Origin of the sequence: Streptomyces sp. NPDC085524, from assembly GCF_044541755.1 — a bacterium.
GTDB lineage: Bacteria > Actinomycetota > Actinomycetes > Streptomycetales > Streptomycetaceae > Streptomyces.
Genome location: NZ_JBITTH010000010.1, coordinates 55,032 through 79,960 on the forward strand (window position 1 = coordinate 55,032; position 24,929 = coordinate 79,960).

Here is a 24,929-nt window from a genome sequence, read left to right on the forward strand (position 1 = left end):
GCAGCGCGGGCTGCATCAGTCGGGCCAGTAGGCGTCCGGGATCCGGGCCAGCACCTCGTGCAGCCGGGCGATCCGGGCGGCCTGCCAGCCGCCTTCGGCCGCCGGACGGTCGACGAGTTCGAGGCGGGCCCCGTGGCTGCGCAGCAACCGCCGCATGGACGGCTCGGGTTCGGTGTCGCCGCCCAGCACCACGGGGTGGCCGAGGGCCTGCCCGGCGAAGGCCAGGCCGATGCCCAGGGTGCCGGAGGTGGACTCCACGACGGTGGCTCCGGAGCGCAGTTCGCCGCGTGCGCGGGCACCGGTCAGCATGGAGACGGCGGCGCGGGCCTTCATCCCGCCCGCGCCGAGGCCTTCCAGCTTCGCCCAGAAGCCGGGGTGGCGGTGCGGCCGGTCGGCGCTGATCCGGGCGAGCGGGGTACGGCCGAGGAGCGGCAGCAGGCCGGGGTCGGCGGCCCGGGGCCGCCGTCGAGCCAGGAGAAGGGGTACGGCTCGGCGGACACGGCGTGCACTCCGGAGCCGAGGAAGCGCGGGAGCACGGCGCTTCCGTTCTGGGCGAACATCACGAGGGGCTTGCCGGTGGCCGCGGCGTGGTCGAGCAGCGGCTGGAAGGTCCGGTTGCCCAACGTCATGCCGGAGGCGAGGACAGCGTCGCAGCGGCCCAGCTCCGCCAGCGCGTCGGTCCGTACGGTCTCTCCCCATTCGGTCGTACCTCCCTTGAGGTCGCAGGGCGTGTACGGGATCCCGCGCTCGCGCAGCCGTTCCAGGAGGAAGTTGACGACGCCGACGACGAGGACCCGGCACCCCGGGGCTTCGGGAAGGAGGCCGACGACGGCTCGGGCGCGGGCCCGGGAGCGGTGCAGGGTGGAGCCGGCCGGGATCGCGCAGGGCCGCGCGCCGTGCTCGGGGGTGTGCGGGCGGGCGTGGATGAGGTGGGCGTCGAGGGCGGCGATGCGTACGGGCGGCAGGGGGTGTTCGAGCAGGTCGGCGACGGTGGCGCGCCGACGCAGTCGTCGAGGGCGGCCGGGGGCAGGGCGCCGGGTTCCACGGCGCAGGAGCCGACCGCGGCGCCGTGGCGCAGGCTGAGCACCTCGTTGCGGTGGCCGAGGGCGCGGCCTTCGTGGCGTACGGCCTGGGCGGTGGTGAAGGCGAGGGCCACGCGCTGCCCGGCGGGGTCGGGCCCGTAGGCGCCTGCCCGGACCTGCTCGATGAGGTCGTCGACGGTGTGCACCCGGGGTTCGCGAAGGGTGGCGGCCAGCGCGGGGGCGGTACTGGCCCCCGGCGTTGACCGGGAACGCGGCCAGGTCGCGGCAGGCCCGCTCCAGCTCGTACTCGTCCCGGACCAGGCGCACCAGCATCCCGGCGCACAGATCGGCCGGCTTGACCACGAGCGGGTAGCCGATCCCGCGGGCGGCCGTCAGCGCCCGGCCGGTGTCCGCGCAGAGCGCGAAGCGGGGGCCGGGCACCCCCGCACCGGCCAGGACCCGCCGGGTCAGGTCCTTGCGGCAGGCGTTCTCGACGGCTGCGGCGGCCGGGCCGGGCAGGCCGAGACGCTCCGCGAGGCGGGCCGCGGCGGGCAGGTCGTCGTCGCAGGAGGAGACCACCCCGGCGAAGCCGAGCTCCTCGTGCAGCGGTTCGGCGTGCGGGAGCAGGGCGGCCGTGTCATTGGTCTCGGCGGTGACGACGTTGCGCGCCGTGAGCAGCGGGTGCGGGCCGCCGCCGGGCGGGGCGGCCCGCAGGTAGTGGTGCAGGGCTCTGGTGAGGAAGGTGAACTCGTGTGCGCCTTTGCGGATCGCCTTGGGCAGGAGCCCGCTCATCGATCCCACCCAGCTTTCGACAACCAGCAGATGTCCCACGGGACTTCTCCTCACGCTCTCGGACCGGAGCACAAGGAAGCTATCGGAAATCGTTTTCATTTCCAATTTCGCTGCGGCGGTGCCGACGGGCCGCCCCGGCGGAAGGTACCTATGCTCGGAAAGAGAGCCCTGACCCGACTCCTGGAGGGCGGCTGTGATGACCGAGTCGATCGACGCGGCCCAGGCAGACCGCGCGCTGAAAGCCAAGCACCGGGCGATGTGGGCCATGGGCGACTATCCGTCCGTGGCCTCCCACCTCATTCCCGACCTGGGCGCCGTGCTCGTCCGGGAGTGCGGGGTGAGCCGCGGGGACCGGGTGCTCGACGTCGCCGCGGGCTCCGGCAACGCGGCCATCCCGGCCGCACTGGCCGGCGCCGACGTGGTGGCCTCCGACCTCACCCCCGACCTGCTGGAAGTCGGGCGGCACCTGGCCGCCGTACGGGGGGCCCAGCTGGAGTGGCGGGAGGCGGACGCCGAGGCGCTGCCCTTCGCCGACGGCGAGTTCGACACCGTGATGTCCTGCCTCGGCGTGATGTTCGCGCCGCACCACCAGACCGCGGCGGACGAACTGCTGCGGGTCTGCCGGTCCGGAGGCACCATCGGGCTGCTCAACTGGACCCCGGAGGGGTTCATCGGCCGGATGTTCGCCACGATGAAGCCCTACGCTCCCCCGCCCCCGCCCGGAGCGCAGCCGCCGCCGCTGTGGGGCGACCCGGAGCACGTCCACGAGCTGCTGGGCAGCGGGGTGACCGATCTGGTCGCCCGCCGCGAGACGGTCCGGGTGGACCGGTTCAAGAAGCCCTCGGACTTCCGGGAGTTCTTCAAGGCCCTGTACGGGCCGACCGTCGCCGTCTACCGGTCGATCGCCGAGGATCCCGAACGGGTCGCCTCCCTGGACCGCGACCTCGACGCGCTCGCCGCCGAACACACCGCGGACGGGGTCATGGAGTGGGAGTACCTGCTGCTGACGGCTCACCGCCGAGGCTGACCTGCAGTTCCGGGTGGGCGTCCCACCACTCCTTGTGGAAGCGGTTGTTGCCCACGTTCGCCAGATAGGCGCGGGCCGCCGCGCGGTAGAGCAGTTCCGCCTGGCCGGACGAGACCGCCGCGCGGTTCCACGCGAGGCGGATGCGCCCGGTGATGGGGGTGCCGACGAGCGGGCGCATCACCGTACCGGCCACGCGGGGGGCCGTGGGCTGGCTGAGCGAGATGGCGCGGCCCGCCGAGATCAGGTCGTACTGCATCATGCGGTCGGTGATCCGGTAGCGCAGTGACGGGGTGAAGCCGACGCTCGCGCACGCGGCCACGAGGGCCTCGGGTCCGCCGTCGTCCTCCTCCACCAGGGTGAGCCACGATTCCCCGGCGAGGTCGGCGAGGTCGATGCGTTCCCGGTCGGCCAGGGGGTGTTTCGCCGAAAGGCGGATGCAGAACGGCTCCTTCGGGACGAGCGTCCGCGCTCGGACGCCCGCGGGGAGCGGCACCTCGTGGTCGTTGACCTCGCCGTAGACGATGGCGTCGTACCGGCCGGTGCCCAGCATCCGGGCCAGCGCGGTCACCGAGTGCTCCAGGTTGACCGTGATCTCCTGACCTGACATGAACAGGTCAGTCTGGGCCAGGAGTCCGTCGACCAGCACCAGCAGGATGCAGCCGAGCCGCAGCGGGGTTCCGGTGCCGATCGCCCGCGCCTCCGCGCCCAGTGCGTCCATCTCGTTCAACACCCGTCGGGCCTTGGCCAGTACGAAGTGACCCAGCGCGGTCGGTTCCACCCCGCTGCGGCCCCGTACGAAGAGCTCGCCGCCCGTGACCCGCTCGATCCGCCGCAGTTGCGCCGAAAGCGCCGGCTGGGACACCCCCAGCCGCCGCGCCGCGCCCCCCAGGCTGCCCGCCTCCGCTATCCGGCAGACGGCTTGCAGATGCCTCAACTCCAGCTGCATCCGGGCAGCGTACGCAGCACGCCGCCACCACACCATAACGCGGACCTTATGTCCGCCGAGATGACCCAAAGCCGTCATGTACACGCTCATACTCGGCCGCGAACGAACACTCACCCACCCAACCCCCCACGATCGGAGTGGACGTTGCAGCCCACCAGATGGACGGCGGCCCTGGCAGCGATGGTGCTGACCGCGGGCCTCGCCGGCACCCTGGCCGCCGGGACGGCGTCGGCGGCCCAGCAAGCGCAGCCCGCCCCGTCCCAGAAGGACACCCCCGCGGCGCGCGCGGTCGCGGCCGCCGACCAGGCCGTCGGCAGCGGTCTCGACACCCTGGTCAACTCCTCTCAGGAACAGTACGAACGCCGCCAGGTCACCCCCTGGGTCAAGGACCTGTACTCCGTCGCGTACGAGCGCAGCTACCGCGGCCTGCCCGTGGTCGGCGGCGACGCGGTGGTGCTCGCCGACGGCGCGGGCAAGGTCCGCGCCCTCCAGTCGGCCTCCTCCGTACGGATCGACGTCTCGACCCGGGCGACCGTCAGCGCCAAGGATGCGGAGTCCACGTCCCGTTCGAAGCTGGCTTCGGTCGACAAGGTCGACAGCAGCCGGCTCGTCGTCCGGCTCAAGGACGACAAGCCGGTGCTGGCCTGGGAGACCGTCCTGATCGGCCGGTCCAAGACGGCGCCCAGCAAGCTGCACGTCTTCGTGGACGCGCGCACGGGCGCCTTCGTCGACAGCTACGACGACGTGGTCGCGGGCACCGGCAGCAGCAAGTGGAACGGCCCGAACCCGCTCACCATCGACACCACCAACTCGTCCGGCACGTACTCGCTGCGCGACCCGAACCGCACCGGCCTGAGCTGCGCGGACTACAGCAGCGGCACGGTCTTCTCGAAGTCCTCCGACTCCTGGGGCACCGGCAACCCCACGAGCAAGGAGACCGGCTGCGTCGACCTGATGTTCGCCGCGCAGAAGCAGTGGGACATGCTGAGCCAGTGGCTGGGCCGCAACGGCGTCAGCGGGAACGGCCGCAGCTTCCCCGGCAAGGTCGGCCTGGGCGATCTGAACGCCTACTGGGACGGCAGTTCGGTCACCATCGGGCACAACAGCGCCAACGAGTGGATCTCCGGCCTGGACGTGGTGGCCCACGAGTACGGGCACGCCATCGACTCCAACACCCCCGGCGGCACCAGCGGCCAGGAGGCAGGGCTCGGCGAGGGCACCGGTGACATCTTCGGCGCGCTGACCGAGGCCTTCGCCAACGAGCCTTCGCCGTACGACACTCCGGACTACACGGTCGGCGAGATGATCAATCTCCAGGGCCAGGGTCCGATCCGCAACATGTACAACCCGTCGGCCATCGACAACGACCCGAACTGCTACAGCTCGGCGATACCCGGCACCGAGGTGCACGCCGCGGCGGGCCCGCTGAACCACTGGTTCTACCTGCTCGCCGAGGGCAGCAGCCCGGGTGGCGGCAAGCCGAACAGCCCCACCTGCAACTCGTCCACCGTGACCGGCGTGGGCGTCCAGAACGCCGGAAAGATCTTCTACGGCGGGATGCTGCTCAAGACGAGCAGCATGTCGTACAAGAAGTACCGTACGGCGACGCTCAGTTCCGCCAAGTCCCTCGACACCACCTGTGACCTCTTCAACAAGACCAAGGCCGCCTGGGACGCGATCAGCGTGCCCGCCCAGTCCGCCGATCCGACGTGCACCCCGAGCGGCCAGAACAACGACTTCTCGATGTCGCTGAACCCCTCGTCGGGCACCGTCCAGCAGGGCGGTACGGTCACCACCACGGTCGGCACCACCGTCACCACCGGCACCGCCCAGTCGGTGACCCTGACCGCCACCGGCCTGCCGGCCGGGGTGAGCGCCTCCTTCAGCCCCGCCACCGTGCAGTCCGGCCAGTCCTCGACGCTGACCCTGAGCGCCACGTCCAGCGCGACGCCGGGCGCGGCCACCGTGGTCGTCAAGGGCCAGGGCAGCACCCTCTCACACACCGTCGACTTCGCGCTCAACGTCGGCGGCACCCAGCCGCCGAACGACCCGCCGAACATCGACGTGGCCAGCGTGCAGGCGCACCTGGCCCAGCTGAACACGATCGCCTCCCAGAACGGCGGCAACCGCCGTGCGGGCAGCGCCGGTTACACGGCGTCGGTGGCGTACATCAAGGGCAAGCTCCAGGCCGCCGGCTACACCGTCACCGAGCAGAACTGCACCTCCTGCACCTACCCGTCGAACAACCTCATCGCCGACTGGCCGGGCGGCCCCGCCGACCAGGTCGTCATGTTCGGCGCCCACCTCGACAGCGTCTCGGCCGGCCCCGGCATCAACGACAACGGCTCGGGCTCCGCGACCCTGCTGGAGAACGCGCTCGCACTCGCCCAGAAGAACCCGACGATGACCAAGCACGTGCGCTTCGCCTGGTGGACGGACGAGGAGCAGGGCCTGAACGGCTCCGAGTACTACGTGGGCCAGCTGAGCAGCACCCAGAAGGCCGCCATCAAGGGCTACTACAACTTCGACATGGTCGGCTCCCCCAACGGCGGCTACTTCATCAACAACCTCAACTCCGCCACCGCCGCGCCGCTCAAGGCGTACTGGACCTCCCTGAACCTCGCTCCCGAGGAGAACACCGAGGGCCAGGGCCGCAGCGACGACTACTCCTTCCAGCAGGGCGGCATCCCCACCTCCGGCTACGCGGCCGGCGCCAGCGCCCGCAAGACCTCCGCACAGGCGGCCAAGTGGGGCGGCACCGCGAACGCCGCCTACGACTCCTGCTACCACAGCGCCTGCGACACCACGAACAACATCAGCGCCACGGTCCTGGACCGCAGCGCCGACGGTGTCGCCTACGCCGTGTGGAAGACCGCCGTCGGCGGCGAGACGCCCGCGCAGGACTTCTCCATCGGCGTCAGCCCCTCCGCGGGCAGCGCGGCCCAGGGCGCTTCCACCTCCGCCACGGTGAACACCTCGACCGTGAGCGGCGCCGCCCAGACCGTCGCCCTCTCCGTCTCCGGCGCGCCGGCCGGGGTGAGCGCCGCGCTCAGCCCGACCTCCGTGCAGTCGGGCAGCTCCTCGACACTGTCCGTCCAGGTCGGCGCGAGCACCGCGCCCGGCACCTACACCCTGACGATCACCGGCTCGGGCACCGTCAGCCACAGCACGACCTACACGCTGACCGTGACCGGGACCGGCGGCTGCACGCCGCGCCAGCTCGTGGCCAACGGCGGGTTCGAGAACGGCTCCTCCCCGTGGACCGCGACCTCGGGTGTCGTCACGAACCAGTCCGGCCAGGTCTCCCACGGCGGAAGCTACTTCGCGTGGCTGAACGGGTACGGCTCCAGCCACTCGGACAGCGCCTCGCAGTCGCTGGCCATCCCGTCGGGCTGCTCCTCGTACCAGCTCTCGTTCTTCCTGCACATCGACACGGACGAGACGGACAACGTGGTCTACGACAAGTTCACCGTCTCGGTGGGCGGCCAGACCCTGGAGTCCTTCTCCAACCTGACCCCGACGACCGGCTACGTCCAGAAGACCTACAACCTGGCGCAGTTCGCGGGCCAGACCGTCACCCTGAAGTTCAGCGGCGTGGAGGACCAGTCCCTGCAGACCTCCTTCGTCGTGGACGACGTCACGGTCCAGGTGAGCTGATGCCCCGGGACGCGTGAGGAACTGACCACCTGAAGTCCGGCCCGGTCCCCGCCTGCTGCGGGGGCCGGGCCGGACGTCTGCTGCCCTGGCTCAGGACCGGACGTCTGCGGCCGTGGGTCAGGGCCGGACGGCCAGGGCCTCGACCTCGAACAGCACGTCGGGCGCGGCCAGGCTCGCGACCCCGATGAGGGTCTGCGTGGGCGGCTCCTTGCCCCAGACCTCCTGCACGGCAGCGGCGATCGGCCCGAGCTTGCCGAGGTCGTGGTCGACCACGTACGTCCTGAGCTGGACGACGTGGCCGAGGCCGAGGCCGTGGGCGGCGAGGGCGACGGCGACGTTGCGGAACGTCTGCGCCACCTGCTCGGAGAAGTCGGCCGAGACGACCCTGCCGTCCGGATCGGACCCGTACTGCCCTGCGATGAGTACGAGTTCCGAACCGGCGGGGACGGTGGCGGTGTGGCTGTAGCCGAACGGGACCGGGTCGTGCAGACCGTCCGGATTGACGATGGCGTGTGCCATGTGGATCACCCTTCGCGTGCGATGGAGCCTGTGTCCGTGTGCGCTCACAAGCCTCGCAACCAATCACGACACCCTCTGTCGTGAATTCCCGTAGGGTTTTCGCATGCGCGCCGACCGGTTGGTATCGCTGGTACTGCTGCTGCGGCAGCACGGCCGGCTGTCCGCGGCCGCGCTCGCCCGCGAGCTGGAGGTGTCCACGCGCACCGTGCTGCGCGACGTCGAGGCCCTGTCAGCGGCGGGGGTCCCGGTCTACGCCGAGCGCGGCCGGCACGGCGGCTTCGAGTTGCTGCCCGGCTTCCGGACGGAACTCACGGGGCTGAACCACGACGAGGCGCTCGCCCTGCTGATCGCCGGATCACGGCGCGGTGCCCAGTCGTTCGGGCTCGGCTCGGCGCTCGCTTCGGCCATGCTCAAGGTGGTCGACGCGCTGCCCGAGAGCCAGCGGGCCACCGCGGCCGGTTCGGTCCAGCGGCTGCTCATCGACCCGGAGACCGACCTCCTGGCACGCCGGCCCGCCGCCGAGGAGGTGCCCGACGGCATCGTCGCCGAGGTCCGGCGCGCCGTGCTGGCCGGGAGCAGGCTGCGCATCCGCTACGCGGCCGTGGACCGGGCCCCGAACTGGCGCACGGTGGACCCGATCGGCCTGGTCACCGTGCGCGAGCTGGGCTATCTGCTGGCCACCCGGTCCGGCGAGGACCGCACGTACCGGCTGTCGCGCATCCTGGCCGCCGAGGAACTCGCCGAACCGGCGCAGCGTCCGGACCGGGTCGACCTGGACCGGGCCTGGCAGGAACGCAGCACGCGGTTCCGGAGCGGCGGCGACCACGTCACCGTGCTGGTACGGATGGACCCGGCGCGGCGGGAGGAACTGGTGGGAACGGCGCTGGCCGTGCACACCGAGGAAACCACCGCGGACGGCCGGCTCCGGCTGGAGGTGGCCTTCCAGGACGCGCGGCACGCCGAATGGGCCCTGTGGCAGCTCGCCACGAGCGCGGAAGCCCTGGCCCCCCGGTGGCTGCGCGACTCCCTCCGCGCCCGCGCCACCGCGACCGCCGCCCGCTACGACGCGTCCCCCTGAGACCGGCCGGCGGAACGCGGCGGAGTCCGGCCGGGCCCGGTCCGCACGGCTCCGACCGCGGCCACCGTCCAGGCCGCCACCCACAGTGCGCCGACGGCGAGTGCCGCAAGGGCGGTTCCCATCGCGGGAGGAGTGGCGCCCGTGCCGGGGGCCAGGCCCGCCGCCCGCGCGCCGAAGCCGATGACCGGCCCCGACCATCAGGATCCCGGCCCGGGAGACGAGTACCGCGCCCCACGGACCCACCGGGCGGCCGACGGGCGTGCCAGCACCAGGGCGACCACCGCCATCAGCAGGCCGAGCCCCGCGTCGCCCAGTTGAGCGGCCGTCACATCGCCGATCGACGCGTAAGACGGGACCCGGGCTATCCGACCCTGATCCGCCGGACACCCCTAGCGGCGGCCGGGGGGCCGGCCGGAGCCCTTGCCGCGTTCCGGGGCGACCATGGCGGTCAGTCCGAGGTCCAGTTCCGCGCCGTCGACGAGCAGTGCCTCGATCGCGCGCGTGCGCGGGTCGATGTCGGCCTCCACGCCCTGCCCGCTGTAGTGGGGGTAGCCGGAGGCGCCGGTCTCGCCGGTCGCCTCGACCACGGCCACCCGCAGGGCCCTGTCCGCTGCGGAGCCACCGCGCAGGTTTTCGATGTGCTCGGGTACCAGCAGGATCTCGAAGCTCTGCGGCTCAGGGGTCATGTCCCGAAAATACCCGACAATCCACCCCGGGGCAGGCGGGCACACGCCCGCTCTCGTACCCTCTCCGGGAGCCCCACCAGCAGACGAAGAGGAACACGATGAGCGGCGCTTCCCTGAGCAGGATCCTCCTTGTGGCGAGGGAGGGCACCCTCCGCGGCCTGCTGGAGCGCCTGCTCACGGCCCGGGGCCACGTCGTGATCGACGGCGGGAGCGGGGTGGACACCGTCGCCCTGCTGGGCAGCGAGGACCCGGTCGACCTGGTGGTCTGCGAGCGCACCGGGCCGGGTCTGGACGAGGTCGCCCTGTTCGAGGAGATCCGCCACCACCCCGACCACGGCCTCGTGCCGATCCTCGCCCTGCCGCCCGCCGACCCCGAGTGCACGGCGCGCGCGCTGGAGGCGGGGGTCGACGACTGCCTCGCCAAGCCGTTCCACCCGACCGAGTTCCTGACCCGCGTCGAGCGCCTGGCCACCCGTCCGGCGGGGTGAGGCGGCGGTCCTCGCGCACGCGCACACCACAGAGCCTCCGGCCCGGCACTCGGGCCCGGAGGCTCTGTCTTGCACGTGAAGCGGTACCCACCCCGACGGCCTCACGGCCTGCGCACGCCTGCGGTGCGTGGGTGAAGGTGAAGCCGGGGCCCCGTGGGCACTCGCGCAGGCAACCGAGGCCCCGGCTCGCGGAGGGGACTGCGTCAGCTGCCGGCCGAGAGGTTGCCGGAGAGGACCGGGATGTTGTCCAGGATGTGCGACAGCGGCTCGTCACCCTTGGCCTGGGTGGAGTTCTCGGTGCACTGCTGGTTCTGCGGGTTGGACAGGACGTTGATGTCCTGGACACCGACGTTGACCGCGGCAAGGATCGACTGCGCGTTGAGCTTGGCGGGCAGGCCGATGCAGGGCTTGTTCAGGGTGCCCTGGACCACGCCGAGCTGCGGGCTCAGGTCGCCGTGGGTCTTCTGGTTGCCGTAGATCTGCTGGGCACCGTTGCCGTTGACGGTGTTGATCCCGTTGTCGTTGCCGATGGCCATGGCCGGGGCTGCGACGGCGGCGCCCACACCGAGGATGGAGGCGGTGGCGGCGGCGGTGGCCATCATCTTCTTGATCATCATTGGTCCTTCTGTTGCACAAGTGCAGGGTGGTAAGCACCTTGATCAACGGCCGCGATCACGCCAGGTTCTGCTGTTTCACCCGATCAGCGGCGCATGACGCCGCACCTCCCGCAAAACGGGGGCTATGCCGCCGGTACGACCGAGGCCCGGATCGCCTCTGCCCACTCCTGCAGCAGCAACGCGTGCCGGACGCGCTCCGCGTCGGTCAGGCGGCCTTCGGCGCGGGCGAAGAGGCCGCGGATGTCGGCGTTGATCTCGGAGAGGGGACGCTCGGGGACCGGGCGGGTGTCGCTTTCATGGGTCGGACTCACGTGATCAAGAATAGGCGGAGGGTCCGACAACAGTGGGCGACGTCCGGCATGCGGACACTCCCCTACCAGTCCGATCAGAAGCCCGACGAATGCGACGAGCAGGCCACTTTCCCCGAATTGGCCTTGCCCTGGCCGACATTGGCCTCGGTACGTTCTCGGCATGCGCATCCAGATCGTCGACGCCTTCACCACTCGCCCCTTCGCCGGAAACCCCGCCGGCGTGTGCCTCCTGCCCGACGGGCCCTGGCCTCAGGACTCCTGGCTGCGGCGGATCGCCGCCGAACTGAACCATCCGGAGACGGCCTTCGCGCTGCCCCTCCCCGCCGGGGACGGGGCCGACTGGGAGATCCGCTGGTTCACCCCGCTCGTCGAGGCCGAGCTGTGCGGCCATGCCACATTGGCCACGGCCCACACGCTGCGCCGCGAGGGGCTGTTGGCCGGGGGCTCCGTGCGGTTCCGCAGCCGCTCCCACGGCGTGCTCATCGCGCACGCCGCGGCGGACGGGGGGTTCACCCTGGACTTCCCCGCCGCCCAGACGCAGGAGGTGCCCGTCCCCGCCGGGCTCGTCGAGGCGCTCGGCGTCCGGCCCGAGGGCACCTTCCGTACCGGCGCTCTGGGTGATCTGCTCACCGTCCTGCCCGACGAGGCCGCGGTCCGGGCCCTGCGTCCCGACCTCGGGGCGATCGCGGCGCTGACCGTACGGGAGGGCCTGCGCGCGGTCGTCGTCACGGCGGCCGCGCAGGAGGAGGGGCAGGGCTACGACTTCGTCTCCCGCTTCTTCGCGCCCGCCAACGGCATTCCCGAGGACCCCGTCACCGGCAGCGCCCACACCTCGCTGGCGCCCTTCTGGTCGGCGCGGCTGGGCGGCCGCGACGGGCTCGTGGGGTTCCAGGCCTCGGCACGCACCGGGCTGGTCAGGACCGCCCTGCACGGGGACCGCGTACTGCTCGGCGGGCATGCGGTCACCGTGCTCGAGGCGACCCTGACCGTCTGAGCACCCCGGTCCGCTCCCCCGCTCCCCGCTCCCCCGCCCGTCGGCCGTGACCGAAACGTCGCCCGCCTGAGTCCCTCCCGGCCTCGTCGGGGCCGGGTCCGGTTGGTTAGGTTCCTGCGAAACGACCTCGGGGAGACCGATCACATGCCCACATCCGGGGGAACCCGCCGGATCCTGACCGCCACCGCCGCGGCCGCCCTCCTGCTGGCGGGCCCCACCGCATGCGCGGACAAGGACGGCAAGCAGGCGGCCGGGGCGACGCCGCCGGCGTCCGCCACCGCCTCCGTACCGGATTCCCCCTCGGCGACGGCGACCGCGGCACCGTCCGCGACGGCTTCCGGGGCGACGCCATCGGTCTCGGCCTCCCTCTCCTCCTCGCCGTCCCCGTCCCGTACGCCGGTTCCGGCCCCGGCGGCGCCGACCCGGCTGGCGGTCTCCGTCGACACCCGCGGCGGCCAGCTCTCGCTCGTGCGCGGCGGGGCCGGGCAGGAGTTCACCGTCACCCTGCGGAACGGGAACTCCGCCGGGTACCGGCACGTGCTGGTCGCCTTCCAGATGGAGTTCCTCGTCGGCGAACCCGGGGACCTGCCGGGCAGCGGGCCGGGATTCCTGCTGGAGCGCCTCGACCCCGCTTCGGGCGCGTGGCGTCCGGCGGACCTGCGCATCGCCAACGACGTCGAGCCGCTCTCCCGGTTCACGGGCGGTACGCCGCTCGCCCGCGAGGCCGTCCGGGTCGAGCGCTACCGGATGCGTGCGACCGCCGGCGGGCCCACCGGCAGCAGTCCGGTGGTCGTGTCCTTCATCGACACGGACGCCGGCCGTGAGGTCGCCGCCCACGTCGTACTCGGGCACAGCACGCGCTGAGACCCGGCCGGGCCGTCATCGGGCCACCGAGAGCACGATCTTCCCCCGGTTCCCGCGCTGTTCCAGACGCTCATGGGCCTCGGCTGCCCGCTCCAGCGGGAAGAGGGCCTCGACCGGGACCCGGTAGGTGCCCGCTGCGACCCGGGCGAGGATCTCGCCCAGGTCCCCGCGGGGGTCGTAGCCGTGCTCCAGGAGGTTCGTGAGCTGGAAGCCGTGGACGGAGGCGTTCTTCGGGTAGAAGTCGCGGGTGTCGACGGTGCTCGGCTCCAGTGCGACGTTGGCCAGCGCCACCACCCGCCCCGCGTACGCCGCCATGCGCAGGCCCTGCCCGAACACCCGCCCGCCGACGGTGTCGAGGACCACGTCCGCGCCGCGGCCGTCCGTCAGCCGCAGCACCTCCTCGGCCGAGTCCCCGCCGGGCAGGGCGGAGAGGTCGACGGCCTCGTCGGCGCCCAGCCCGGTGGCCCAGGCCGCCTTGGCCGCCGAGCTCGCGACGGCGATGACCCTCGCCCCGGCATCGGCCGCGATCTGCACCGCCGCGCTCCCGACCCCGCTGGCCGCCGCGTGCACCACCACGGTCTCGCCCTCGGCGACGCGGGCCAGGCGGCGCAGCGTGTACCAGGCCGTGAGCCAGGCCACGGGAAGGGCGGCGGCCTCGGCCGCACCGACTCCGTCGGGGAGTACGGCCACCTGCCCGACGGGCACGGCTGCGAGCTCCGCGTAGAAGCCGGGAGCACCGGCGGCACCCAGGGCCATGACCCGGCTGCCCGCCCCGATCCCGGAGACCCCCGGTCCCGTCGCCACGACCGTGCCGGACGCCTCGAGTCCGGGGAGCAGCGGCGGGCGGCCGGCCCGGTGGTAGCTGCCGGCGCGGGTGAGGGCGTCGGCCCGGTTCACCCCGGCCGCTTCGACCCGTACGAGCACCTCGCCCGGTCCGGGTACGGGGTCGGGCAGCTCCACCGGGACCAGTACCTCGGGGCCGCCGAACTCTTCGATCCGCACTGCTCGCATCCTGCGCCCGCTCTCTCTCGCCGTGACACCGGTTGAACCGGTTGAAGTGGTGTCACCTTGCGACACCGCACGAACAGGTGTCAAGGGAGTAGAGTCGGCCCATGACCCCCACACCGGCCGACCCGCTCCTCGCGTTCCCGTTCATCGGGGGGCGCCCGTGCCTGGACTTCGTCGCCACGCTGGGCAAGCGGTACACCGCCCCCGTCGAACGGCTCACCGACCCGGGCGCGCTGAGCCGTTGGATCGGCGAGGCCGGACTGCGGGCGGGCGTGCGGGTGACGGCGGGGGAGCTCGAGGCCGCGCGCGAGCTGCGGGAGGCGGTCCACCGGGTGCTGCGGGCGGCGATGGCCGGGGCCGGGCAGGCGCCCGCGCCCGATGCGGGGGATCTCGTACGCATCAACGAGGCTGCGGCGCGACCCGACCTCGCGCCGCAGCTCGCCGTCGGGGAGGACGGCGGCGGGTGGGCCGTACGGAACCACACGGGCGGCGCCTCGGCGCGCCACGACGTGCGGGCCGCGATGGCCACGGTGGCGCGCGACGCGGTGCTGCTGATCGGCGGACCGCTGGTGGCGCGGGTGAAGGAGTGCGGGAACCCGGACTGTTCGCTGCTGTTCCTCGACGACTCCCAGGCCCGGCGGCGGCGTTGGTGCTCGATGGAACGCTGCGGCAACCTGGCGAAGATCGCCGGCTACCGGGCCCGGGCCCGCGCCGGGGGGAGTGCCTGAGCCGAATCCGCCCGCCGGCGCACCGCTGAATATGACCGAACGGTCACAGGTTCGGACGCGGGGAACGCACCGGGCCGCCATCGCCATCTAGGCATGCGGCGAGGGCCCGTCCGGGCCCTGGCCTCACGGTATCGGCAAGGACCGGCCGACCACCGGGCACCGCGTGTGCGTTGGGGTGGGGACCGGGTGCGAGTGGCAAGGCGGGGCTGGGATGAAGGCAGTAACGGCGGCGGACGGTTCCTCGGACGGCGGAGAGATGGAACGGACCACCGTTCTGCGGATGCCCGAGACGGCCCCGGCCTCCGAAGCCGGGGGCGAGCCCGAGCCGCGCGGTGCGGAGGAGGCGGGGACCGGGCCGGAGCCCTCGGCCGGGCGGGCGGGCGGCCGGGGCGTGCCCTCCTGGGCCCGGACGGCGGACACGGATTCCGCCGCCGCGGGCGTGGAGGCGCAGGCCGAGGCGACTCCCGAGCCCGGGAGCGACACGGACGCCGACACCGAGGCAGCGCCGGGCGTGGCTGCGGCGACTGAGCCCCCGGCCGCCCCGGAGCCCGAGGCCGATGCCGGCACCGAGGGGGGCCCGGACGAGTCGGCAGACGCCGGCGCGGACACGGAGGCTCGCCCTGCGGCTGCCACGGACACGGACACGGAAGCCGATTCGGACGCAGGGGCAGACCACCGGGCGGACCCGGACGCGGATGCCCGCGCTGGTGCGGGCACCGGCGAAGGCACGGATGCAGAGGCACCCGCCGAGGCGGTGGACGACGCGGAGTCCGACCACCGGGCAGACTCCGACGCCGCGGCAACTCCGGACGCGGACAAGGACCTCCCGGCAACCCGGGATTCCGAAGCAACACCGGACACGGAGGCGGGCACCCGGGCAAACCACGACGCCGAAGCGGCCCCGGTCACCGAAGCCGAACCGGGCACTGGGGCAGCCGCCGACTCCGAAGCCGAGGCGGGTGCCGAGGCAGCCACCGGCACTGAAGCCCGGCCCGGCACGGGGGCGGACGCCAGGGCGACAACCACTCACGAAGCCAAGGCCGACGCCGCGGCAGCAACCGCCACCGAAACCGGGACGGGCAACGCGGCAGCAACCAGAGCTCAGGCCCGGCCCGGAGCAGGGGCGGGTGCCGGGGCGGCGACCGCTGCCGAAGCCGAGGCGGGTGCCGTGGCAGCCACCGGCGCTGAGGCCCGGCCCCGTACGGCGGCGGGCGCCGGGGCGACAACCGCCCCCGAAGCCAGGGCCGGCGCCGCGGCAGCAACCGGCGCTCAAACCGAGCCCGGTACGCGGGCCGGTGCCGGTAGGGCAACCGGCGCCGAAGCCGCGACCCGGGTTGCGCCCGGGGCGGGGGCGGGGGCAGGAGCAGGGGCCGGGGCACGGGTTGAGCCCGGGGCAGGGGCCGGGGCGGCGGCCGGGGCCGGGGGTGGGTTGCCGCCGTTGGAGTTGTTGGCCTCGCTCACCAATACCGCTCCGCCCGCCGAAACCCCCCGGCGGACCGTCGTGCGGCGGGTCAAGGTGTGGACGCCGCTGGTCCTGCTGCTCGGCGGCGTCTACGTCGGCGCGCAGCTGCTGCGCCCGCTCCCCGCACCGGCGTTGGTCGCTTCCCAGTCCGTGCACGCCCTCGACGGGCAGTTCACCGTGCCCTGGCCCGCCAAGGGGCAGGCGGCCGTCCGGGTCTCCGGCTCCGGTGACGTCGGTACCTTCGGGGAGCAGAAGCCCGTCCCGACGGCCAGTGTCGCCAAGGTGATGACGGCCTACGTGATCCTCAAGGGCCACCCGCTCCGCAACAAGAACGACGCCGGCCCCGACATCGAGATCGACGCGAAGGCCGTCGCGGAGGGCAACTCCGAGAGCGAGTCGCGCGCCGAGGGGCTCACCGCCGGGACGAAGTTCAGCGAGCAGGACATGCTCAAGATGCTGATGATTCCGTCCGCCAACAACGTGGCCCGCCTCCTCGCCCGGTGGGACACCGGCAGCGGCGACGAGACGGCGTTCGTCGCGAAGATGAACGCCGCCGCCAGGGACCTCGGGATGGAGGACACCACGTACACGGACCCCAGCGGCCTGGACTCGGGCACCGTCAGCACCGCCGTCGACCAGCTCAAGCTCGCCGAGGCCGTCATGAAGGACGAGGCGTTCCGCTCGGTCGTCGCGATGCCCAACGCCACCATCAAGGGCCTGCCCAACCCGATCTACAACAACAACACCCTGCTCACGGCTTCGGGCCTCAGCATCCGGGGGATCAAGACCGGTTCGAGCACTCCGGCCGGCGGGACGCTGATGTGGGCTGCGTACAAGTCCGTCGGCGACGAGACCCCGCTCGTCCTCGGCACGATGATGGACCAGCACGTGGACGGCCCGGACCCGGACGGTGCGAACAGCCTGACCCTGGTGAAGGAGAACAGCCGGAAGGTGATCGAGGCGGTGCGGGCCGCGCTGGCCTCGGCGCCGGCCGTCCGCAAGGGCCAGCCCGTCGGCTACGTGGACGACGGGCTCGGCGGCCGCACGCCGCTCGTGGCGACGAAGGACCTGAACGTGATCGGCGTACCGGGGCAGCAGTTCCGGCTCTCGCTCCGCGCCGGGGCCTCGGGCACACCTCGTACGGCCAAGGACGGCACCGAGGTCGGCGTGCTCACGGTCGGCGAGGGTGACGGGGCCAAGAGCGTGCCGGTGGCGGTGCGCGGGGACCTGGCCGAGCCCTCGTTCGGGACCAGGCTCACCCGTCTCGGATAGGACGGGTGAGCCGCGCGGCCCTCAGTCCTTGCGGGCCGCGCCGCGCCAGACCGTCACGTCCAGGGTGGCGTACGTACTCGGGTCGTTCTTCGCCGAACTGCCCTTGTAGACGACCAGTGCGATGCTCCCCTGCTCGGTCTTCACGCACATCGCGCCTCCCTTGGAGAGCGCCTCGACGGGGATCCTGGTGGTGTACCGGGTCTCCTGGCGGCAGGCCTGGAGCGAGCCCTCGGTTCCGCTGTCGAGGCGTGCGAGCTTGGCCCCGTAGGTGCCGAAGGTGCACTCCTCGCTGGCGCAGTAGTAGTAGAGGTCGTCCTCCTTGCTGTCGTGGGGCTCCAGCGTGTCGTCGGCGAACTTCAGGTGGTAGTTCGAAGTGAGCTTGAAGTCCTTGGTGACGACGGGCTCCGGGTCGGGGCGGGGCTGGCCCTTGGCCGAGGAGGTGGGGTTCGCCCCGTCGGCGGAGTAGCCGGTGCTCTTGCCCAGGGAGTTGATGAAGGCGCCGCAACTGGCGAGGAACAGGAGGAGGCCGCCGAAGACGGAGACCAGGATGATCGCGGTCCGGTTGCGCCGCTTCGGCGGGTGCGGCGTTCCCACCTGGATGAGCGGCATCGGGATGGGCGCGGGCGTGGGGTGCGGGGTGTACGCCGCCCGCGGCGGCCCGAAGGCCGACGCCGGGCCGTAGCCCTGCGGGCGGGACGCAGTGCCCGGCTGGGAGGGATGCGCCGCGGGGTGGCCGGCGCCCGAGGGGTATCCGGGGGGCGGGGTGGCCGGGGCGGCGGGCGCGGCAGCGGGGGCTGCGGCCGGGGCGGCCGGGGTCGCGTGCGCCGTGGGGGCCGTATGGGCCGTCGGCGGTGCCGTCGGGCCCGCGGGCACTGCTGCCGTCGCGGTCGGGACCGCGGTCGTCGGGACCGGGGCCGGTACCTCCTGGCGGTGCGAGATGCCGTCGGCGAGCCCGCCCGGCAGCCAGTCCTCCGGCCGGCGCAGCTGGGTCTGGTCGGAGGCGGTGCGGCACAGGTCGAGGATCTCGGTGAGCGAGGCCCGCCCGGCGGGGTCCTTGACCAGGCAGCGCGTGATCAGCGGCCGGAGTTCGTCGGGGATCTTGGACAGGTCCGGTTCCTCGTGCACGATCCGGTACAGCACGCCGTGCGAGGGTCCTTCTCCGTACGCGGGCGCGCCCAGCGCCGCGTACGCCGCCACCTGGCCGAGGGCGAAGATGTCGGTGGCCCCGCTGATCTCGCGGCCGGCGGCCTGCTCGGGGGCCATGAAGGCGGGGGTGCCGACGGCGACTCCGCTCGCGGTGAGCGAGGTGGCGTCGGCGGCCCGTGCGATGCCGAAGTCGATGACCCGGGGGCCGTCCGCCGCGAGCAGCACGTTGGAGGGCTTGAGGTCGCGGTGGACGATGCCAGCGCCGTGGATGACCTGGAGGGCCTCGGCGATGCCGGCGACGAGCATCAGGATGGTCCGCGCCGGGAGCGGACCGTGCTCGGCCACGGCTGCGGAGAGGGTGGGCCCCGGTACGAAGGCGGTGGCGAGCCAGGGGTTGGGCCCGTCGGTGTCGCTGTCCATGACCGGCGCGGTGTAGAGGCCCTGGACCCGCTGGGCGGACTGGACTTCCTGGCGGAAGCGGCGCCGGAACTCGGGGTCCTCGGCGAACTCGGGGCGGATCACCTTGATGGCGACCGGCCGGCCTCCCGGCGTGTGCGACAGATAGACCTTGCCCATGCCGCCGGAGCCGAGCCTGGCGGCGATCCGGTAGCCCGCGACCATCGGCGGATCGTCGCCCTCCAACGGCTGGAAGACTCCGCCCGCCACGTCCCCGTTCATCAATTCCCCTTGCCTTCCGTGATGTTGCGCCCACCCTAGTGCTCCGGTCGGACGTTCGAACGCGGCCGGGGCCGTACGGGACTCCCGTACGGCCCCGACCCTCTGCCCGGTCAGGCCCGCGGCGGGACCCCGGGCGGGCGGCCCGAGCCGCGCGTCAGGGAGTACCCGTACAGGCCCGCGAGGGCCGCGAGGACTCCGCCCGCGGCGGTCCAGAGCCAGCGGTCCGACCACCAGCCGCCGGACCAGCCGCCCTTCGGTTCGCTCCGGGTGCCGGTGACGGTGGCCGGGACCAGGGGCTTGGAGAGGGAACCGTCCACGGCGTGGGCGCCGCCCGTCTCCTCCACCTCGGCCTGGACCGCGGCCCGTACCGGCAGGCCCTTGTCCTCGTCCGGCGCGTCGAGGACGGTCAGGCGCACGTAGTAGCTGCCCGGCAGCGGGTCGTTGGCCCACTGTTCGGCCGAGGCCCGGACGGTGCGCAGGGTGCAGGACAGGGCGACCGTGACGGCTTCCTTGGCGGCGGCCCGGGTCTGGGTGCCGTAGGCGCACGCCTGGCGGCGGCGCAGTCCGTCGTACACGTCCAGCTGCCAGGTGGCGGAGCCGTGCCGGCTCTCGGACCGAGGCAGGGTGACGGTGGCCTTCACCGTGGCGCGCTGCTGGGCGTCGACCGGGACCACCCAGTAGAGGTAGTCGCCGGTGGACGCCCCGGCCGTGGCCGTCTCGCCCGGGCTGAAGGCCGTGGCGGTGCGGAAGCTGGTGCCCGCCTCGGTCGGCCCCGTTTCCGACTTCCCGATGTTCTTGTCCCGGGTCGCCGTGGCCGACGCGGAGGCCGGCGCGGAGGGCGATGCGGTGGCCGACGAGCCGTCCGCCTCGGCCGTGCAGCCCGCCACCGCGAGGGCGGCGGCGCCCGCCAGCAGGGCGGCGGTCAGGGTGCGTACGGTACGCATCAGTTGGTCCTCCAGACGGAGATGCGCCAGCGCGAGATCCAGCCCCACACCAGTCCGGCCAGCAGGCCGACGATCGTGAGGGCGGCCAGCAGCCACCAGCCTCGCCCGAGGCCGAAGGCGGCGGCGTCGGAGGCCTCGCCCGGTCCGTCCACCAGCTCGACGGTGAGCTCGACGGGCATGCCGGGAGTGGTCTTGACGGAGGCGGGCGCGGAGAAGGAGTTGCTGACCTGGAGGCAGACGGTCTCCGCGGCCGGCTTGTCCGAGTCGGTCCCGTCGATCTCGGCCTTCGGGTAGCGCAGCCCGGTCGAGATCGCGTCGGTGCGGCCGTCACCGGCCTCCGAGCCGCGGACGATCTCGCGGCCGTGGACGGTCGTGGCGCGCAGCAGGACTCCGTAGTCCCGGTTGACGGCGCGGTCGGAGGCGACGCTCACCGAGGCGCGCAGCTCCTGGCCGGGCAGGACCTCGACGCGGTACCAGCGGTGCTCGCCGAAGCTCTCGCGGTCGCTGTACAGGCCGGGCTTGAGCAGCGGGGCGCCCTCGCACTGCTTCGCGCCCTCGGTCGCGACCGGGTTGGCGACGGGATCGGCCGCCCGGTCGACGAGCTGGCGGACCCTGCCGGAGAGTTCGGCCGTGTGCTGCACGGAGGTGTACGTGCCGCCGGTGGCCTCGGCGATGCAGGTGAGCTGGGCGCGGGTCTTGGCGTCCGGGACCAGGCCGAGGGTGTCGATGGTCAGGTGGATGCCCTTGGCGGCGATGTCGCGGGCCACTTCGCACGGGTCGAGCGGGGCGCAGGTGTCCTCGCCGTCGGTGATGAGGACGATCCGCTTGGTGGCGTCGCCGCCGTCGAGGTCCTGGGCCGCGGCCAGCAGGGCCGGGCCGATCGGGGTCCATCCGGTGGGGGCGAGGGTCGCCACGGCGGTCTTGGCCTCGGTCCGGTCGAGCGGGCCGACCGGGTACAGCTGCTTGGTGTCCTTGCAGCCGAGGGCCTTGTCCTCGCCGGGGTAGGTGGCCCCCAGGGTGCGTATGCCGAGCCGTACTTCGCCGGGCACGGCGTCGATGACCTCGTTGAAGGCCTGCTTCGCCGCGGCCATCCGGGACTGGCCGTCGATGTCGGTCGCCCGCATGGAACCGCTGACGTCGAGGACGAGGTCGACCTTGGGAGGTTCCTTCGCCTTCGTTCCGTCGGCGGCGCCGGCGCTGGCCGGGAAGAGCCCGACGGCGAGGGCGGCGAGCAGTCCGCACGCCCCGGCCGCAAGCCGTTTTCTTGTGATCATCGCCGGATCGTATTGAGGATCGTCCGTCAATCCAAAACGTGACGCCCGGACCGGTTTTCAGGGGTGCGCGGCCGGTATGCGGACGGAAATCCCGGTGCGCGGGGCGGAATGCCGGATCTAGGGTGCCGGGATGAGCTCCCGTACTTTCCGTATCACCGTCCGCGGTTCCTTCGACGGCCTCACCGACGAGCAGCGCGCCGAGCTGCTGGCGGCCGCGCCCGAGCACGACGTGCTGCGCGCCGCCTTCACCGCCGAGGGGCACCTCACCTACGACCTCGCGGCCCGCCCCTTCTTCACGTTCCGCTTCCTGGACTCGGGCGAGGCGGAGGAGGACGTCCTCGACGCGACGGCCCGCGCGGAACTGGCGGCGGAGAGCTGGCTGAACGAGCGGGGGTACGGCTTCAAGCAGCTCAAGTCGCAGGCCGAGGACCTCTCGCAGGCACCGCTGGGCAAGCGGCAGCGCCGGGAGGCCGCCAAGGGGGAAGGCCGGCCGTAGGTCGTGACCGCAGGGCGCCTGCGCCCGGTCCCCGCGGGGCCGTCCCCCGCCGGGCCGTGCCGGGGCCCGGGTGGGGCTACCCCCGGCCGGTGGGGGCGAAGGTGCCCGCCAGGTGGGTGCGCAGCCCCTCCGCCGTGGGCGGGGCGAGGCGGGCGCCGAGGTAGCCGTCCGGTCGGATCACGAAGGCCGTCGGACCGTCCGTCTCGTAGAGGCGGGCGAACTGTCCCGCGGTGTCCGTGTAGACGGGCAGCCCGTCCGCCGCGGTGTGCGGAGCGCCTGCGGGGAGGAGCACGCACGTCTCCATCCGGCCGCCGGAGGCCTCCCGGGCCGTGCGGGCGAGTGCGCCCGGGTCCGGGGCGGCGCCGTACAGCAGCAGTACGTGGTCCCGGTCGCGCAGCAGGTCGTACAGGCGCAGCGGGTAGGCGGCGATCTCGCCGCTGAGGCCGACGCAGTCGGGAGCGCGGTCGCCGGGGCGGGGGCCCGGTCCGTCGCCCGGCGGGTCGGTGATCGGGCTGCCGCGGTAGCCGACGAGGAGTTGGGCCTCGCGCAGCATCAGCGTCTCCGGGTCCTCCGGGTCCGCCTGGACCCCGTGGGCGGCGTGCCGCACGGTGCGGCCGACGACTTCCTCGCCGACGGGCCGGCGCTCGGCGTCGTAGGAGGCGAGCAGGTCGGGGTGGGCCCGGCCGTCGACCGCGAGGGCGAGTTTCCAGGCCAGGTTCCAGGCGTCCTGGATGCCGGTGTTCATGCCCTGGGCGCCCGTCGGCGGGTGGATGTGCGCGGCGTCGCCGGCGACGAAGACCCGGCCGTCTCCGTACCGGTCGACGATCCGGTGGCTGATGCGGAACACGGAGGTCCAGCGGATACCGGAGGCGGTCGTCGGCCTCGGTGACAGCCGGTCCAGAACGGTTTGGATGTCGGCGAGTTCGGGGCCGCGGCCGGACTGCAGGCCGTGCGTGACGCCGTCGGCGGACGCCTCCTCCTGCCGGGCGGTGGAGAGTTCGGGCGGGACCATCATCGACATCCGGTAACGGCCCGCGCCGGGCAGCGGGATGCACACCAGTACGTCGTCCACGGCGCCGGAGGCGCCCCGGTGCATGGCGCGCACGGTGTGGTCGTGCGGGAGGTCCCAGTCGAGCTGCGCATCGGCGAGCATGAACTCGTCCGGGAGCGCGCCGCCTTCGAAGGTGAGTCCGAGGCCCTTGCGGACGATGCTGTGGGCGCCGTCGCAGCCCACGAGGAACCGGGTCCGCACCTCCTCCTCCGCTCCGGAAGGGGTACGGACCCGGCTGGTCACGCCGTCGGCGTCCTGGGTGAACGACACCAGCTCGGCGTCGCGTTCGACCCCGGTGCCCAGGCGGGCGAGGAACTCGGCGAGGATGCGTTCGGTCTCGTACTGCGGCAGGGCCGCGAATCCGTACGGGATCTCGGGCGGCATGACCATCTCGAGGCGGGGCTGCTCGACGCCGTTGACGTACGCCAGCTGCCCGCTCAGCGGGACGGCCGCCTCGAGGGCGGTGCGTACCAGCCCCATGCGGTCCCAGAGTTCCAGGGTGCGGGGCTGGATGCCGACGGCCTTCGCGAACGGCAGCCGCTCGGGCAGCCGGTCGACGATCCGGCAGGAGACCCCGCGCCGGCGGAGCTCCACGGCCGCGGTCAGCCCGACCGGGCCGGCGCCGACGACCAGGACGTCGGTTGCGTGGGTGTGCGCCATGAGCCTCTCCCGGCGTGCGGCCCCCGTTGGAGCCGGTGCTCCTCCATGGTCGCCGCGCGCCGGGCGTCCGGCATCTCCGCCCGGTCACACCCGGGGCTGCTCCCTTACTCGACTACTCGACGACGAGCTCGACCTCGATGTTGCCGCGGGTGGCGCGGGAGTACGGGCAGACCTCGTGGGCCTGCTTGACCAGCAGGGCGCCCGTCTCGCCCGCCAGGGACTCCGGGAGCTCGACGCGCAGGACGACGCCCAGGCCGAAGCCCGCGCCGTCCTTGCCGATGGAGACCTCCGCGGTGACGGAGACCTCGCTGGTGTCGGCCTTGGCCTGACGGCCGACGAGGCCGAGGGCGCTGGCGAAGCAGGCGGCGTAGCCGGCCGCGAAGAGCTGCTCGGGGTTGGTGCCCTGTCCGTTGCCGCCGAGCGCCGGGGGCATGGCGAGGGCGAGGTCGAGCTGCCCGTCGGAGCTGACGGTGCGGCCCTCGCGGCCGTTGGCGGTGGCGACAGCGGTGTACAGCGCGTCCATCGGGGTTCCTCTCGCAGAAATCATCCGGTGCGGCGGCCGGTGGTCGGCGCCGCTCCATGAGTAGAGCACACAATTCAGTTGTGCACAATTCAATGCCTCACAAGCCTGCCCGGGTACACTGGCCGTATGACCGACCAGCCCACCGCCCTCCGCCCCGACCAGGACTTCCTCCGCCTGGACGGCCAGATCTGCTTCGCGCTCAACGCAGCGAGCCGTGCCTTCGGCGGGCTCTACCGCGTGGTCCTCAAGGACCTCGGCCTCACCTACCCGCAGTACCTGGTGATGCTGGTGCTGTGGGAGCACGGCGAACTGCCGGTGAAGCAGATCGGGCAGCACCTGCGGCTGGACTCGGGAACGCTGTCCCCGCTGCTCAAGCGGCTGGAGGCGGCCGGCCTGGTGCGCCGCGAGCGCAGCGCCGAGGACGAGCGCTCCGTGCACGCACACCTCACGGAGGAGGGCGCCGCGCTGCGCGCCCGGGCCGTTGAGGTGCCGCGCCGGATCGCGACCGCCACGGGGTTCGAGCTCGGCGAGATCCTCGAGCTCCAGACCCGCCTGAACCGCCTCACCGCCGCCCTCGACGCGGCCGTGCCGCAGGAGGGGCAGGAGGCGTAGGGCGCACCGGAGGCGGGACGGGAGGCGCAGGGCGCGCGGGAGGCGGGGGCGCCTGACCCGCCGGACACTGGGTC

Annotated in this window: 22 protein-coding genes and 1 pseudogene; 10 read left to right on the top strand and 13 right to left on the bottom strand. The window is 73.2% G+C overall.

The window, feature by feature from the left end; translation table 11 throughout:
* Positions 1–18 precede the first annotated feature (18 nt).
* Positions 19–438 (bottom strand): annotated as a pseudogene (locus ACIGFK_RS17195) (pyridoxal-phosphate dependent enzyme); the annotation flags it as partial.
* On the bottom strand, positions 330–1,853 hold the full coding sequence (locus tag ACIGFK_RS17200) for a Rossmann-like domain-containing protein (RefSeq protein ID WP_400052428.1): 1,524 nt from the start codon (positions 1,851–1,853) through the stop codon (positions 330–332). The pseudogene ACIGFK_RS17195 and the gene ACIGFK_RS17200, both read right to left, overlap by 109 nt.
* A gap of 157 nt (positions 1,854–2,010) precedes the next feature.
* On the opposite strand from ACIGFK_RS17200, the gene ACIGFK_RS17205 reads away from it, so the two are divergent.
* The gene (locus tag ACIGFK_RS17205; RefSeq protein WP_376659254.1) at positions 2,011–2,841 is read left to right on the top strand and encodes a class I SAM-dependent methyltransferase; all 831 of its coding nucleotides are present in this window, start codon (positions 2,011–2,013) and stop codon (positions 2,839–2,841) included.
* Here the strand turns inward: ACIGFK_RS17205 and ACIGFK_RS17210 are convergent.
* Positions 2,795–3,787, bottom strand: coding sequence for a LysR family transcriptional regulator (locus tag ACIGFK_RS17210; RefSeq protein ID WP_386469298.1), 993 nt, complete (start codon positions 3,785–3,787; stop codon positions 2,795–2,797). The genes ACIGFK_RS17205 and ACIGFK_RS17210 overlap by 47 nt on opposite strands.
* Before the next feature lie 180 nt (positions 3,788–3,967).
* Between ACIGFK_RS17210 and ACIGFK_RS17215 the strand changes: the two genes are divergently transcribed.
* Positions 3,968–7,444, top strand: coding sequence for a M28 family peptidase (locus ACIGFK_RS17215; protein WP_376659267.1), 3,477 nt, complete (start codon positions 3,968–3,970; stop codon positions 7,442–7,444).
* Between the two features lie 117 nt (positions 7,445–7,561).
* On the opposite strand, the gene ACIGFK_RS17220 is transcribed toward ACIGFK_RS17215, so the two are convergent.
* Positions 7,562–7,963, bottom strand: a complete 402-nt coding sequence (locus tag ACIGFK_RS17220) for a RidA family protein (RefSeq protein ID WP_376659256.1) — start codon at positions 7,961–7,963, stop codon at positions 7,562–7,564.
* 103 nt (positions 7,964–8,066) lie between these two features.
* Between ACIGFK_RS17220 and ACIGFK_RS17225 the strand changes: the two genes are divergently transcribed.
* On the top strand, positions 8,067–9,041 hold the full coding sequence (locus ACIGFK_RS17225) for a helix-turn-helix transcriptional regulator (RefSeq protein ID WP_386469293.1): 975 nt from the start codon (positions 8,067–8,069) through the stop codon (positions 9,039–9,041).
* Between the two features lie 389 nt (positions 9,042–9,430).
* Here ACIGFK_RS17225 and ACIGFK_RS17230 read toward each other — a convergent pair whose 3' ends face one another.
* Positions 9,431–9,727 carry a hypothetical protein gene (locus tag ACIGFK_RS17230; RefSeq protein ID WP_376659258.1) on the bottom strand — a complete coding sequence of 99 codons (297 nt, stop codon included), beginning with the start codon at positions 9,725–9,727 and terminating at the stop codon, positions 9,431–9,433.
* A gap of 98 nt (positions 9,728–9,825) precedes the next feature.
* On the opposite strand from ACIGFK_RS17230, the gene ACIGFK_RS17235 reads away from it, so the two are divergent.
* The gene (locus ACIGFK_RS17235) at positions 9,826–10,215 is read left to right on the top strand and encodes a response regulator transcription factor (protein WP_400052431.1); all 390 of its coding nucleotides are present in this window, start codon (positions 9,826–9,828) and stop codon (positions 10,213–10,215) included.
* A 203-nt stretch (positions 10,216–10,418) separates the two neighbouring features.
* Here ACIGFK_RS17235 and ACIGFK_RS17240 read toward each other — a convergent pair whose 3' ends face one another.
* Positions 10,419–10,829, bottom strand: coding sequence for a rodlin (locus ACIGFK_RS17240; protein WP_376659268.1), 411 nt, complete (start codon positions 10,827–10,829; stop codon positions 10,419–10,421).
* 125 nt (positions 10,830–10,954) lie between these two features.
* The gene (locus tag ACIGFK_RS17245) at positions 10,955–11,143 is read right to left on the bottom strand and encodes a hypothetical protein (protein ID WP_376659260.1); all 189 of its coding nucleotides are present in this window, start codon (positions 11,141–11,143) and stop codon (positions 10,955–10,957) included.
* Positions 11,144–11,303: 160 nt separating this feature from the next.
* On the opposite strand from ACIGFK_RS17245, the gene ACIGFK_RS17250 reads away from it, so the two are divergent.
* Together ACIGFK_RS17250 and ACIGFK_RS17255 are read left to right on the top strand one after the other, a co-directional pair.
* Entirely contained in the window at positions 11,304–12,137 is an 834-nt protein-coding gene (locus tag ACIGFK_RS17250; protein ID WP_376659261.1) for a PhzF family phenazine biosynthesis protein, read from the top strand.
* Positions 12,138–12,281: 144 nt separating this feature from the next.
* Entirely contained in the window at positions 12,282–13,001 is a 720-nt protein-coding gene (locus ACIGFK_RS17255) for a hypothetical protein (RefSeq protein WP_400052434.1), read from the top strand.
* Between the two features lie 15 nt (positions 13,002–13,016).
* Here the strand turns inward: ACIGFK_RS17255 and ACIGFK_RS17260 are convergent, their stop codons facing one another.
* Positions 13,017–14,012: a zinc-binding alcohol dehydrogenase family protein gene (locus ACIGFK_RS17260; RefSeq protein WP_400052436.1), complete on the bottom strand. Its 996-nt coding sequence runs from the start codon at positions 14,010–14,012 to the stop codon at positions 13,017–13,019.
* A gap of 101 nt (positions 14,013–14,113) precedes the next feature.
* On the opposite strand from ACIGFK_RS17260, the gene ACIGFK_RS17265 reads away from it, so the two are divergent.
* Both ACIGFK_RS17265 and ACIGFK_RS17270 read left to right on the top strand, forming a co-directional pair.
* Complete coding sequence (locus ACIGFK_RS17265) at positions 14,114–14,737, top strand: CGNR zinc finger domain-containing protein (RefSeq protein WP_376659264.1); 624 nt, start codon at positions 14,114–14,116, stop codon at positions 14,735–14,737.
* Between the two features lie 1,438 nt (positions 14,738–16,175).
* Positions 16,176–17,471, top strand: a complete 1,296-nt coding sequence (locus ACIGFK_RS17270) for a D-alanyl-D-alanine carboxypeptidase family protein (protein ID WP_400052438.1) — start codon at positions 16,176–16,178, stop codon at positions 17,469–17,471.
* A gap of 21 nt (positions 17,472–17,492) precedes the next feature.
* On the opposite strand, the gene ACIGFK_RS17275 is transcribed toward ACIGFK_RS17270, so the two are convergent.
* The 3 genes from ACIGFK_RS17275 to ACIGFK_RS17285 form a co-directional block, all read right to left on the bottom strand.
* Positions 17,493–19,295: a protein kinase gene (locus ACIGFK_RS17275; RefSeq protein ID WP_400052440.1), complete on the bottom strand. Its 1,803-nt coding sequence runs from the start codon at positions 19,293–19,295 to the stop codon at positions 17,493–17,495.
* Positions 19,296–19,405: 110 nt separating this feature from the next.
* Positions 19,406–20,239, bottom strand: coding sequence for a hypothetical protein (locus tag ACIGFK_RS17280; protein ID WP_386469282.1), 834 nt, complete (start codon positions 20,237–20,239; stop codon positions 19,406–19,408).
* On the bottom strand, positions 20,239–21,513 hold the full coding sequence (locus tag ACIGFK_RS17285) for a VWA domain-containing protein (RefSeq protein WP_400052442.1): 1,275 nt from the start codon (positions 21,511–21,513) through the stop codon (positions 20,239–20,241). The genes ACIGFK_RS17280 and ACIGFK_RS17285 overlap by 1 nt, the downstream gene beginning before the upstream one ends.
* Positions 21,514–21,643: 130 nt before the next feature.
* On the opposite strand from ACIGFK_RS17285, the gene ACIGFK_RS17290 reads away from it, so the two are divergent.
* The gene (locus ACIGFK_RS17290) at positions 21,644–22,009 is read left to right on the top strand and encodes a DUF6204 family protein (RefSeq protein WP_376658140.1); all 366 of its coding nucleotides are present in this window, start codon (positions 21,644–21,646) and stop codon (positions 22,007–22,009) included.
* 76 nt (positions 22,010–22,085) lie between these two features.
* Here the strand turns inward: ACIGFK_RS17290 and ACIGFK_RS17295 are convergent, their stop codons facing one another.
* Both ACIGFK_RS17295 and ACIGFK_RS17300 read right to left on the bottom strand, forming a co-directional pair.
* Positions 22,086–23,720 (bottom strand): FAD-dependent monooxygenase, encoded by a 1,635-nt coding sequence (locus ACIGFK_RS17295; protein WP_400052444.1) that lies wholly within the window; start codon positions 23,718–23,720, stop codon positions 22,086–22,088.
* Between the two features lie 112 nt (positions 23,721–23,832).
* Positions 23,833–24,243 carry an organic hydroperoxide resistance protein gene (locus ACIGFK_RS17300; protein WP_376658142.1) on the bottom strand — a complete coding sequence of 137 codons (411 nt, stop codon included), beginning with the start codon at positions 24,241–24,243 and terminating at the stop codon, positions 23,833–23,835.
* Positions 24,244–24,369: 126 nt separating this feature from the next.
* On the opposite strand from ACIGFK_RS17300, the gene ACIGFK_RS17305 reads away from it, so the two are divergent.
* A complete protein-coding gene (locus ACIGFK_RS17305) occupies positions 24,370–24,855 on the top strand; it encodes a MarR family winged helix-turn-helix transcriptional regulator (protein WP_376658143.1) in 486 nt (161 codons plus the stop codon).
* The last annotated feature ends 74 nt before the right edge of the window (positions 24,856–24,929 follow it).